Annotated in this window: 9 protein-coding genes; 5 read left to right on the forward strand and 4 right to left on the reverse strand. The window is 71.3% G+C overall.

Annotation, left to right across the window (positions count from 1 at the left end):
* Positions 1 to 133: 133 nt before the first annotated feature.
* Both galK and B0I31_RS25530 read right to left on the reverse strand, forming a co-directional pair.
* Complete coding sequence (galK, locus tag B0I31_RS25525; protein WP_106617888.1) at positions 134 to 1,225, reverse strand: galactokinase; 1,092 nt, start codon at positions 1,223 to 1,225, stop codon at positions 134 to 136.
* Positions 1,222 to 2,223: a LacI family DNA-binding transcriptional regulator gene (locus tag B0I31_RS25530; RefSeq protein ID WP_106617889.1), complete on the reverse strand. Its 1,002-nt coding sequence runs from the start codon at positions 2,221 to 2,223 to the stop codon at positions 1,222 to 1,224. The genes galK and B0I31_RS25530 overlap by 4 nt, the downstream gene beginning before the upstream one ends.
* Before the next feature lie 220 nt (positions 2,224 to 2,443).
* Between B0I31_RS25530 and B0I31_RS25535 the strand changes: the two genes are divergently transcribed.
* Both B0I31_RS25535 and B0I31_RS25540 read left to right on the forward strand, forming a co-directional pair.
* Positions 2,444 to 5,167, forward strand: a complete 2,724-nt coding sequence (locus tag B0I31_RS25535) for an AbfB domain-containing protein (RefSeq protein WP_106617954.1) — start codon at positions 2,444 to 2,446, stop codon at positions 5,165 to 5,167.
* A gap of 64 nt (positions 5,168 to 5,231) precedes the next feature.
* A complete protein-coding gene (locus B0I31_RS25540; RefSeq protein WP_146173931.1) occupies positions 5,232 to 5,528 on the forward strand; it encodes a hypothetical protein in 297 nt (98 codons plus the stop codon).
* On the opposite strand, the gene B0I31_RS25545 is transcribed toward B0I31_RS25540, so the two are convergent.
* Entirely contained in the window at positions 5,468 to 6,046 is a 579-nt protein-coding gene (locus B0I31_RS25545) for a hypothetical protein (protein ID WP_106617891.1), read from the reverse strand. The genes B0I31_RS25540 and B0I31_RS25545 overlap by 61 nt on opposite strands.
* Before the next feature lie 778 nt (positions 6,047 to 6,824).
* On the opposite strand from B0I31_RS25545, the gene B0I31_RS25550 reads away from it, so the two are divergent.
* Together B0I31_RS25550 and B0I31_RS25555 are read left to right on the forward strand one after the other, a co-directional pair.
* Positions 6,825 to 7,730, forward strand: a complete 906-nt coding sequence (locus tag B0I31_RS25550) for a sensor histidine kinase (protein ID WP_245950363.1) — start codon at positions 6,825 to 6,827, stop codon at positions 7,728 to 7,730.
* A complete protein-coding gene (locus B0I31_RS25555) occupies positions 7,727 to 8,344 on the forward strand; it encodes a response regulator (RefSeq protein ID WP_106617893.1) in 618 nt (205 codons plus the stop codon). Before B0I31_RS25550 ends, B0I31_RS25555 begins: the two co-directional genes overlap by 4 nt.
* 3 nt (positions 8,345 to 8,347) lie before the next feature.
* Here B0I31_RS25555 and B0I31_RS25560 read toward each other — a convergent pair whose 3' ends face one another.
* Positions 8,348 to 9,571 carry a S8 family peptidase gene (locus B0I31_RS25560; protein WP_219910778.1) on the reverse strand — a complete coding sequence of 408 codons (1,224 nt, stop codon included), beginning with the start codon at positions 9,569 to 9,571 and terminating at the stop codon, positions 8,348 to 8,350.
* A gap of 261 nt (positions 9,572 to 9,832) precedes the next feature.
* Between B0I31_RS25560 and B0I31_RS25565 the strand changes: the two genes are divergently transcribed.
* The gene (locus B0I31_RS25565; RefSeq protein ID WP_106617895.1) at positions 9,833 to 11,659 is read left to right on the forward strand and encodes a DNA/RNA non-specific endonuclease; all 1,827 of its coding nucleotides are present in this window, start codon (positions 9,833 to 9,835) and stop codon (positions 11,657 to 11,659) included.
* Positions 11,660 to 11,956: the final 297 nt, after the last annotated feature.

Here is an 11,956-nt window from a genome sequence, read left to right on the forward strand (position 1 = left end):
GTTACCTAGGAACCTTGCGAATGGTGGTGAGCCCTACCCATCGGGAATCGTCATGAGTGGGTGGACCGAATGCCGGCCGGCGCTGCTGAACCCCGTGCGGTGCAGCGGTGCGGTTCCCGCGGCCAGTCCCCGGTCAGGTGTGGTCGGCTCGTCGGGCTCCGGCCGCTGCCGTCGCGGGCCAGCACTCAGGTTGGGCGAAGCCGTGCTCGGCGAACTCCGCCAGCACCGCCTTCGTGCACGCCTCCACGGCCGTCTCCTCCATCAGCGCGATCACGCACCCGCCGAAACCGCCGCCGGTCATCCGGGCACCCGACGCACCCGCCCCCAGCAACGCCTCCACCGCCACGTCCAGCTCCGGCACGGTCACCTCGTAGTCGTCCCGCAACGACACGTGCGACTCGGTCAACAGCGGCCCGATCTCGCGGATCCGACCGGCGCGCAGCAGCTCGGCGACCCGCACCACCCGCTGGTTCTCCGTCACCACGTGCCGCACCCGGTGGGCGAGCCGGTCCGGCAGGTCGTGGTCGGCGCGGTCGAGGTCGCGCAGCGCGGGCACGCCCAGCAGCTCCGCCGCACGGTGGCAGTCCCGCCGCCGCGCCGCGTACTCGCCGTCCACCAGCCGGTGCGGCGCCCGCGTGTCCACGACCAGCAGCGTGAGCCCGGCCGGGGCCAGGTCGAACGGGATGTGCTCGGTCGCCATCGACCGCGTGTCGAGCAACAACGCGTGCCGCTCCCGCGCCAGCAGCGACGCCGACTGGTCCATGATCCCGCACGGCATGCCGACGAACTCGTTCTCCGCCCGCTGCGCGATCCGTGCCAGCTCCAGCCGGTCCAGCGACACACCGGACAGCTCGGTCACCGCCAACGCGGTCGCGCTCTCCAACGCCGCCGACGACGACAACCCGGCACCCAACGGCACCCGACCGTCCACGAGCAGGCCGAACCCGCCGATCGGGTGCCCCTCCTCGCGCAACGCCCACACCACACCCGCCACATAAGCCGCCCACCCGGTGACCGCACCCGGCACGAGGTCGACCACCCGGATCTCGGTCACGCCCGACGCCTGGCGCGAGGACAGCCGCAGCACGCCGTCGTCCCGCCGCGCCGCGGTGATCCGCACGACGTGCGGCAACGCGATCGGCAGCACGAAACCGTCGTTGTAGTCGGTGTGCTCGCCGATCAGGTTGATCCGCCCCGGCGCCTCGAAGACCCCGTCCCGCGTCATGCGCCACCCCTCGTGCTCTCCCGGACCTCCAACGAGAACGGCGTCCGCACGTGCTCCGGAGCCCGCTCGGGGTCGTCCACGCGCCGCCGCAGCAGGTCCACCGCCGCCCGCGCGATCGCGGCCTTGTCCGGCGCGACGGTCGTCAGCGACGGCAGGCTGTACGCGCCTTCCTCGGTGTTGTCGAACCCCACGACCGCCAGGTCGGACGGCACCCGCACACCACGCTCAGCGGCAGCGCGCACCGCGCCGACTGCCAGCAGGTCGTTGAAGCAGAACACCGCGTCCGGCGGCTCGGCCGCGGTCAGCAGGCGGGCCATCGCCTCCGCGCCGTCCCGGCGGTGGTAGTTCAACGCGGTCGCGACCAGCTCGTCGCGCACCGGCAGGCCCGCCTCGGCCAGCGCCAGCCGGTAGCCCTCCAGGCGTTGCGCCGCCGTGCCGCGGTGGGGGTGCGCGCCGATCGCCGCGATGCGGGTGCGGCCCAGGCCGACCAGGTGCGCCACGGCGACGCGTGCCGCCTCCACGTTGTCGATGCCGACGTGGTCGATCGGCAGGTCGACCGAGTGCTCGCCGAGCATCACCACCGGGATGCCGGGCGCCAGCTCGCCGAAGTCGCGCGCCTGGAGCGCCTCCGGGCTCACGATCGCGCCGTCGATCATGTGCGGGCCGAGGGAGGCCAGCGTGTCCCGTTCACCCTCCCGGGTGCCGAGGGTCTGCTCGATCAGCACGTTCCACTCGTGCTCCTGGGCCGCGCCGAGCACCAGCCCGGCCAGCTCCGCGAAGTACGGCACGACCAGCTCCGGCAGCACGAGGGCGACGAAACCGGTCCGGCCGCGGCGCAGGTTGCGGGCGCCCAGGTTGGGCCGGTAGCCCGTGGCGGACAGCGCTTCCTCGACCCGGCGGCGGTTCTCCGGTTTCACGAACGCGTAGCCGTTGACCACGTTCGACACCGTCTTCACCGACACGCCGGCCAGCGCGGCGACGTCCTTGAGCGTGGCCAAGCGGTGCCTCCGGTGCGCTGTGGTTCGGGGTTGCCGGGTCGATTCTCGGGAACGACCGGGATCGTAGCCGGCCGGTCGGCCGCTTTACAACGTTGTATCAACGATGTAGGAACTTCAAGTGACCCAGGTCACGAGCACCCGTTCGTGTGAGCACCGAGCACGAGCACCGAGCAACCACCCGCACCACGTCACCAGCACCCTGCCGATCGTGGAGCCACCCATGCGCAAGCTGTTGTCCGGCCTGACCGGACTGCTGGTCCTCAGCACCCTCCTCGTCGCGCTGCCCGGCACCGCCGCCGCGGCCGTCTGGCAGCCCAAACCGGCACCCCTGACCACACCGTGGACCGCCCAGGTGTCGCCGACCAACGCGTTGCCCGAATACCCGCGCCCGCAGCTGGTCCGGTCGGACTGGCTGAACCTCAACGGCGTGTGGGAGTTCGCCGGCGCGCCGAACCTGTCCTCGCCCCCGTTCGGCCGCACGCTCGCCGAAGGCGTCCTGGTGCCTTACCCGATCGAGTCCGCGCTGTCGGGCATCAAGCGGCACGAGGACCACATGTTCTACCGCCGCACGTTCACCACACCGGCCGGCTGGAGCGGCCGCCGGGTGAAGCTGAACTTCGGCGCGGTCACCTGGGAGACCCGCGTCTGGGTCAACGGCGTCAGCGTCGGCACCCACACCGGCGGGTTCGACGCGTTCTCGTTCGACATCACCAACGCCCTCCGCGCCGGCGCGAACGAGGTGATCGTCGGCGTGCGGTCCACTGTGGACGGCAGCTCGTACCCGATCGGCAAACAGCGCCGCAGCCCGAGCGGCATCTTCTACACCGCGGCCTCCGGTATCTGGCAGACGGTCTGGCTGGAGCCGGTCGCGGCCAACCACATCACCCGCCTGGACACCACCCCGGACGTCGCCGCGGGCGTGCTCGACCTGGTCGTGCAGGGCACGGCGGGTCAACCGGTGCGCGCCGAGGTGCTCAGCGGCGGCCAGGTCGTCGGCACGGCCACCGGCACGGTCGGCGGGCACCTGCGCGTCCCGGTGCCCAACGCCCGGCTGTGGTCGCCCGACGACCCGTTCCTCTACGACCTGCGGGTCACCCTGGGCAGCGACGTCGTCACCGGCTACTTCGGCATGAGGTCGCTGGGCAAGGCGATGGTCGGCGGCGTGATGCGCCCGCTGCTCAACGGCAGGTTCGTGTTCCAGCTCGGCACCCTGGACCAGGGCTACTGGCCGGACGGCATCTACACCGCGCCCACCGACGCCGCCCTGCGGTTCGACCTGGAACGGCAGAAGGCGCTGGGCTTCAACATGGTGCGCAAGCACATCAAGGTCGAGCCCGCCCGCTGGTACTACCACGCCGACCGGCTCGGGCTGATGGTGTGGCAGGACATGCCGTCGCTGGACGCGGTCGACGACGTGCCCAACGGGCGCGCGCACTTCGAGTCCGAACTGCGGCGGATGGTCGACCAGCTCAAGGGCATCACGTCGATCGTGCAGTGGGTGCCGTTCAACGAGGGCTGGGGCGAGTACGACGCCGGGCGGATCGTGAACCTGGTCCGGTCGATCGACAACACCCGGCTGATCAACCACAACTCGGGCTCGAACTGCTGCGTCTCCGACCCCGACCCGGGCAACGGCGACATCATCGACGACCACGCCTACCAGATGTCCAGCGCCACCCGGCTTCCCGACGCCAACCGGATCGCGGTGCTCGGCGAGTTCGGCGGGCTGGGCCGGCGGATCGTCGGCCACGAGTGGCAGCCGGGCGCCGGGTTCGCGTACGGCGAGCTGTACCCGGACGAGACGTCGCTGACGGGCAGGTACGTCGAGATCACCAAGGAGGTCGGCCGGTTCGTGCACACGCGCGGGCTGTCGGCCTCGGTCTACACCGAGCCGTACGACGTGGAGAACGAGGTCAACGGCTTCTACACCTACGACCGCCAGGTGCTGAAGGTGTCCGAGGCGCGGGTGCGGGAGGTCAACCGGCGCGTGCTGGCCCTCGCGGCGGGCACCGAGGTGGGGCGCGGCGAGGCGATCTCGTTGCGGGTGACGACGGCCGGCTACACGGATCGGCACCTGCGGCACCAGGACGGGCTCGCGCGCACGGACGTGATCACCGACGACCTCGGCCGGTTGGACGCGACGTTCTGGGCGCGGCCGGGGCTGTCGGACGCGGCGTGCCTGTCGTTCGAGTCGAGGAACTTCCCGGGGCGGTTCCTGCGGCACTCGGCGTCGAGGGTGCGGTCGGACGCCAACGACGGGTCGGCCGGGTTCGCCGGGGACGCCACGTTCTGCGCTCGTCCGGGCGCGGGCGGGACGGTGCTGGAGTCGCGCAACCTGCCCGGCCACTTCGTGCGGCACTACCAGGAAGGCGTGTACCTGGCGCGGTCGGGCGGGGCGAACCCGTGGGACAGCGCGACGGGCTTCGCGGCGGACACGACGTGGGCGGCGGTCGTGCCGCTCTGGCGCAGCGGCGCGGACCTGCCGCTGGACCAGGCGCGGTCGTTCCGGGTGACCACGGCCGGGTTCACCGACCGGTACCTGCGGCACCAGGACGCGCTGGCGCGGACGGACGTGGTCACCTCGGGGAGCACGGCCCTGCTGAAGGCCGACGCGACGTTCATCGTGCGGCGCGGTCTGTCCGAGCCGTCGTGCTACTCGTTCGAGTCGCGCAACCTCCCGGGCCAGTACCTGCGGCACGCGCAGTTCCGGGTGCGGCTGGCGGCGTCCGACGGCACCGACCTGTTCCGCCGGGACGCCACGTTCTGCGCCCAGCCGGGTGTCGGCGGTGTGCGGTTGACGTCGGTGAACGAGCTGGGTGCGAGCGTCCGGCACTACGCGGAGGAGGTGTGGGTCGCGGTGAACGGCGGCGCCCACCCGTACGACAACCCGACGTCGTACGACGCGGACGTGAGCTGGGCCGTGACCGCGCCCTGGACGCCGTAGCGGTTCACTGAGGTCTAGGAGTCCTTTGTGGACCCGCACGGTGCTGCTGCTACCGTGCGGGTCCATGAAAGGTCTCGCCGTGCTGGGCACGGTGCTGCTGTGCGTCTTCGCGCCGATCGCCCTGGTGTACGGGTTGATGGCGTTCACCCCGACAGGCAGTTGTGAGTACTCGGTGTCGGGGGTGTGCTCTTACGGGCGGGCGCCGATGGTCGTGGCGGCCGGCGGCACGGCGTTGGCGTGGGCGGCGGGCGTGGTGCTGACGTGGGCTGGTACCCGAGGCCGGGCGCGGGTGGTGGTGCCCTACGCGGCGCTGGCGGTGATCGTGCTGCTGCTGGTCGTGGCGGGGCGGATGGCGGGGTAGGCGGAGCGGGCGAGCCAGACGAGCGCTCCGCCGACGATGACGTGCAGGACGCTGGTGAGCGGCGTGTCGGGCAGCCGTGCGGCGAAGGTGAAGACCGGTAGCGCGACGGCGTAGGCCCACACCGGGACGGGCGGGTGGACGCGGGCCTTGAGCATGCTGATCGCGAAGATGACCGTGCCGATGGCGAAGACCAGGGCGCTGGTGGACAGCACGATCACGGTCGGCGCGGCGAGTTCGGGTTGGCCGAGGTGGAACAGGACGATGTTCAACGCGTAGGCGGCGGCGCCGAACAGGCCGAGCCCGACGAAGTTCACCGCGTAGCCGATGGTGCCCAGGGTGGTGCGCGGCTGCTTCAGGTAGAGGGCGGTGAGCAGCGGCGCGGCGAGGGCCGGTGACACGCCGATCACGAGGCTGGTGGCGGCCGTTTCGCCGGTGAACGCCTCGATCGCTCCCGGGAGGGCGATGAGGAGGCCCGACAGCGCGCCGCAGAAGGCGCCGAATCGCAGCAGGAACGTCATGCTGGGGACGGTATCGGCGCAGGTCGGGGGTGGGGGAGTGCCGGTCGGCCAGGATCGGGGGTGCCATCTGGCACGTGCCGACGATCCGTGTGTCCCGCGTGTCCCGCGTGTCCCGCGTGTCGGGTGGTAGGCGGCAGGTGGCAGGTGGCAGGCTGCTCAAGCTTGAAAAGATCAAAAGCGTCCTCGCCGGACGGGCAGATCAGCAGGATGACCCCAAATGCCGTCTGGATGTCCTGTTTGGTTGGTGGTCCGGACTCCGTGTCATCCCACCGACCTCCCTCCGGGTCACCACACGTGTCAAGGGGGGCGCGAGCCCTAAGTTGGAGTTGTAGGCAAAGGTGGACGCGCCCCCCTTGACACGTGCGGTAAGGCTTCGCCAGGTCGGCGGGATGACACGAAGCCCTCCTTCTAGGGAAGAAGGACGTGCCAGTGGACGGCGCGGGGGTCGCCGGCGAGCGCGGGGTCGAGCGGGCCCGGGGCGTGTGCGGCTGCGAGGTCCTTCACTTTTCAATGGGATGACACGAAGCCCGGGACCACGCTGGGTCGGGAGATCAAGGCGTAGTTGGGGTCATCCTGCTGATCTGCCCGTCCGGCGAGGACGCTTTTGATCTTTTGCCCTTGCCCTTGGTGGGCAACGGTCGCCGCCTCCGCAGCCGAGCGCGTCCGCACGTAACCTGCCCCTGTGCGTCGATTGCGGTGGTTGTCGCCCCTGTTGTGCGGGGTGGTGTTGGTGGCTGGTGGTTATGCCGGGTTGGCTGGGCTCGGGGAGACGCGGTGGGTGGCGTTTGTGCTCGGGTTGGTGGCCCTGGTCGCGGTGGACGTGGTGGGGGCGCGGGTTCCGGCGGTGGTTGTCCTCGCAGTTCAGGCTGTGCTGGTGGTCGTGGTGGCGTTCGCGGACGGGTCGGGGATGGCGCGGGTGTTGTTCTTGCTGTTGCCGTTCGGGGCGTACTTCGCCTTCGGGCGGGTGGTGGCGGTCGGGGTCGGGGTGGCCAGTGCGGTCTTCCTGGTGGTCGCGTTCCAGGTGACGGTGCCCGGTTGGACGCGGTCGGTCGAGCACGTGTCGGACCTGCTGATGTTCGGGATCGGGCTGGTGCTGGCGTTGGCGATGGCCGAGATGTCCGCCGCCGCCGAGCGCAACCGGGTGGCGCGGGACGTCCACGACGGGCTCGGTCACCACCTCACCGCCGTCTCCGTCCTCCTGGAGAAGGCGTCGGCGTTCCGGGAGGTCGACGCGGCGGTGGCGGACCGGGCGGTCGAGGACGCGCGGGAGTCGGCACGGCGGGCGTTGGAGGACGTGCGCACGTCCGTCCGCGCCCTGCGCGAGCCCTTCCGGTTGGGGGAGTCGTTGACGCAGCTGGCGGGCGGCCTCGGGGTCGCGGTCGCCTGCACGGGCGACGAATCCCGGTACGCCACCGGCACCCTGCTGGCGCTCTACCGGGCCGCGCAGGAAGGGATCACCAACGCGATGCGGCACGGCGGCTCGGACGTCTCCGTGACGGTGCACTGCGGACCCCGGGAGGCGCGGTTGGTCGTGGTCGACGACGGGCCGGGGTTCGCCGCCGAACGGGAAGGGTTCGGGTTGCGCGGTGTCCGGGAGCGGATCGCGCAGGCCGGTGGGTCGGTCGAGGTGGACTGCGGCTCGGGCACGAAGCTCACGGTGGTCGTGCCGAGGGGGACGGTGTGAGCGACGTGCGCGTCGTCGTCGTGGACGACCAGCAGCTCATCCGCGAGAGCATCGCCGCCCTGCTCGACCTCCAGCCCGGCATCACGGTGGTCGGCACGGCCGGTGACGGGCGGGACGCGGTCGCGTTGGTCGCGGAGGCGGACCCGGACGTGGTCCTGATGGACGTCCGGATGCCGGTGGTGGACGGCATCGAGGCGTTGGGGCTCCTGCGGGGCGGCAGGGCCAGGGTGGTCATGCTGACCACGTTCGACGACGAGGAATACGTGGTGCGCGCGTTGAAGGCGGGTGCGAGCGGCTACCTGCTGAAGGACCGACCGGCCGTCGAACTGGCCGCGGCCGTGCGGCTGGCGCACTCCGGTGTGGTCCAGTTCGACCCGGCCGCGGCGGCACGGCTGGCGTCCGCGCTGGGCACCCCACGGCCGGACGGGCTCACCGAACGGGAAGTGGACGTGCTGAGGCTGCTCGCCGATGGCCGCACGAACCGCGAGATCGCGGGACGCCTGCACGTCAGCGAGGGCACGGTGAAGAACCACGTCTCCCGCATCCTCGGACGGCTCGGCCTGCGCGATCGCACGCAGGCCGCCGTCTACGCCCGCGACCGTGGCCTGCGGTGAGGCCTACACCGGGACCATGCCCATGAACAGCAACAGGTTCGGCGACCCGGTGCCGGGGTTGGTGATCACGCCGGGGGTGGCGTTGGCCCGCAGCGCCTCGGCCACCGCCACCGCCGGGTCACCCGGGAACCGGTGCCGCCACAGCGCCGCCACGCCCGCCGCGTGCGCGGAAGCCGTGGAACCGCTGATGGTCGAGTACGCGGTGTCCGTCGTGCCCCACGCCGACGTGATGTTCACGCCCGGCGCCCACACGTCGATGCACGAGCCGTAGTTGGAGAAGCTCGCCTTCGCGTCGTTGACGTCCGTCGCACCCACGGTGGTGGCCAGCGGCGTGCTGCCGGGGGAGTAGCCGCACGCGTTGGCGTTGGAGCTGCCCGACACCACCGAGTAGTGCACGTTCGCGTTGATCGACGCGGTGATGGCGTCGTTGAACGCCTGGTTGGGCCCACCGCCGAGCGTCATCAGCGCCACCGCCGGACGGCCACTGGCCGCCGCGTCCCGGGTCGCCCAGTCGATGCCCGCGATGATCTGCGAGTACGTGCCGGAACCCTGGCAGTTCAGCACCCGCACGGACACCAGGGTGACGTCCTTCGCCACGCCGGTGGTCCGGCCGCCGACCGTGCCCGCCATGTGCGTGCCGTGGCCGTTGCAGTCGTTGCCGGGCGGGGTGACGCCGCCGATGGTGTCCAGGCCGGGCACGGCCGCGCCGTCGAACTCCTGGTGCGTGTACCGGATGCCGGTGCCGAAGATGTACGCCCGCACGGTGGACGCGGTGTTGGGGTGGAAGTACTTCCGGTCCAGCGGCAGGGACCGCTGGTCGATCCGGTCCAGCCCCCAGGACGGCGGGTCCGGCTGCACGACAAGGCCCTGTGCGACAACACCCCGCGCGGCAGGGGCAGGTCGTGGGCTGAGGTCGCGGGCGGTGAGGCGGACGTGCGCGTCCTGCGCGATGTAGGCGACGCGGGGGTCGGCGGCGAGCCTGCGTGCCTGCGCGGCGGTGGCCCGCAGCGCGAAACCGGGCAGCGCCGTCCGGTAGGTGAACGTGACGTTCGGCGCGGCGGCCAGGGCGGCCAGGTCGTCGTGCCGCTTCAGCACCACGATGTAGCTGTCGGCCACGGCTTGCTCGGCGGACAGCACCGGGGCCGACCGCACCGGGGCGGCCTGCGCGGGTGCGGCGACGAGACCGGCTAACAGCGCGCTCGCCACCGTGACGTGTCTGATCTTCACAGCTCCTCCAACAGGCAGGGTTTCGTCGGGGAACGTGCTCGTCCTTGAACCACAGCACGACCACACGTGCCGCGACAGGTCCGATCAGAGTTCAACGATCAGTCGCCCGGTGGTCAACTTTCAGCCTTCTCGGGGGTGAAGACTGCATTCGGTGGTCGATCACTAGGCTGAACGGGTGAACGAGTCGGGATCGGGTTAACACCGGATCGGGTGACCGCGACAGCAAGGCCACCGACGCGCGCACACAGGGGGTTTGCGCTCATGGTCAAGAAGAAGAACGGTCTGCCGTCCTCGCTGAGGCGGTTCGTGCGCACCAAGGGCGCCGACTACCTGCGCGACCCGAACGTGTCCTCGATCGGGATCGGCTACAAGGTCGCCGCCGGCAAGCCCACGAACGAGATCGCCATCCAGTTCACCGTCCGGCAGAAGGTCGAGCCCGAGGCGTTGCGCGCGCTCGGCACCGCGCTGCTGCCCGAGACGATCGAGGTGGACGGCGTCGCCGTGCCGACCGACGTGCTGCAACGCGACTACAAGGTCGACTTCCACGTGGTGGAGGAGACCGTCAGCGGGGTGCGCAAGACGCGCGTCGACCCCGTGGTGCCGGGCGTGAGCGTGGGCCACGTGAGGGTCTCCGCGGGCACGTTCGGCTGCGTCGTCTACGACCGGGTCGACGGCACCCCGTACCTGCTGAGCAACTGGCACGTCCTGCACGGCCCGAACGGCGCCCTCGGTGAGGACGTGGTGCAGCCCGGCGTGCACGACGACAACCGCACCGACCGCAACCGGCTCGGCAGGCTCGTCCGGTCGCACCTGGGCGCGGCCGGCGACTGCGCCATCGCCACCATCGAGGACCGGCGGTTCGAGTCGGAGATCCTCGACCTGGGCGTGTCCGTGGACAAGCTGGGCGAGCCGGAGCTGGGCGACAAGGTCGTCAAGAGCGGCCGGACGACCGGCGTCACGCACGGCGTGGTCCGCCGCGTGGACACCCTCGTCAAGATCGACTACGGCCCCGGCGTCGGCCAGCGGCAGATCGGCTGCTTCGAGATCGGCCCGGACCCGGCGCGCCCGGCCGTCGACGGCGAGATCAGCATGGGCGGCGACTCGGGTTCCGCGTGGGTGTTCAAGGCGTCCAACGGCAAGACCGGCAAGACGTTGGCGGGCCTGCACTTCGCGGGCGAGGCCGGTGACAGCCCGGACGAGCACGCGCTGGCCTGCCTGCCCGGCTCGGTGTTCGAGAAGCTCGGCATCACGCTCAAGCCGCCGCGCCGGCCCGAGGCGCCCGCGCCGGCCGGGTTCGACGAGAACTTCCTCGGCACGCCGGTGGGCGTGCCGGAGCTGGGCGAGGCGGCCCGGGCGGACGCGGTCGAGCTGAACGGCTCGGTGGTGGTCGACTACACGCACTTCTCGCTGGCGCAGAGCAGGTCGCGGCGGTTCGCGTTCTGGGTGGCGTGGAACATCGACGGCGGCGACCTGAAGTCGATCAACCGCACCGGCATCCCGTTCGTGCTCGACCCGCGGCTGCCCGCCGAGTTCCAGGTCGGCGACGAGCTGTACCGGGGCAACCGGCTCGACCGCGGTCACGTGGCGCGGCGCGCGGACCTGCTGTGGGGACCGAAGGCGGTGGCGGAGAAGGCGAACGTGGACTCGTTCTTCTTCACCAACATCACGCCCCAGATGGACGACTTCAACCAGAGCATGCGGCAAGGGCTCTGGGGCCGGCTGGAGGACGCCGTGCTGTCCGATGTGGACGTCGACGACCTGAAGGTGAGCGTCTACGGCGGTCCCGTGTTCCGGCCCGACGACCGCGTGTTCCGGGGCGTGGCGCTGCCGCGCGAGTACTGGAAGGTGATCGCGTTCTCCTCGGCGGGCACGTTGAAGGCGCGGGCGTTCGTGCTGACCCAGAACCTCAACCAGCTGGAATCGCTGGAACTGGACGAGTTCCGCGTGTTCCAGGTGCGGCTGGACGAGGTCGAGCAGCGGTGCGGCTTCACGTTCCCGGCCGCGCTGAAGGCGGCGGACACCCTGGTCGTGCCGGAGTCCGTGGACGAGCGCGCACCGCTGGAGGCGCTGACCGACATCCAGTGGTGAGCGTCAGCGACGCTCGGCTCGGTGCCGGACAACGTTCGGGCGCCCGGCTGCTGCCCGGCGAGTTCGGCCGTGAAGCGGTGATCGGGATCGCCACCGTGCCGTCACCGGCCGGACGACCTGGTGGCCGCGTTCACGACCGCGGGGCTGCTCGATCGTCTGGATCCGGGCGAGCGTCGCTGACCTCCGGCGGTCGACGCCGGGAGCGCAGGCTGGTCAGCGTGACCGTCCCGAGCACGAGGATGATCACCGCCAGGGAGAGCGGGGTGGGGATCTCGGGGACGGCGGGCCAGATGCCGT

The sequence above is a fragment of the Saccharothrix carnea genome (assembly GCF_003014735.1).
Lineage (GTDB): Bacteria > Actinomycetota > Actinomycetes > Mycobacteriales > Pseudonocardiaceae > Actinosynnema > Actinosynnema carneum.

Coding starts and splice junctions, on each gene's coding strand:
- galK (WP_106617888.1), bottom strand. CDS start 1,225: ATGACGCGGGACGGGGTCTTCGAGGCGCCGGGGCGGATCAACCTGATC.
- B0I31_RS25535 (WP_106617954.1), top strand. CDS start 2,444: ATGCGCAAGCTGTTGTCCGGCCTGACCGGACTGCTGGTCCTCAGCACC.
- B0I31_RS25540 (WP_146173931.1), top strand. CDS start 5,232: ATGAAAGGTCTCGCCGTGCTGGGCACGGTGCTGCTGTGCGTCTTCGCG.
- B0I31_RS25545 (WP_106617891.1), bottom strand. CDS start 6,046: ATGACGTTCCTGCTGCGATTCGGCGCCTTCTGCGGCGCGCTGTCGGGC.
- B0I31_RS25565 (WP_106617895.1), top strand. CDS start 9,833: ATGGTCAAGAAGAAGAACGGTCTGCCGTCCTCGCTGAGGCGGTTCGTG.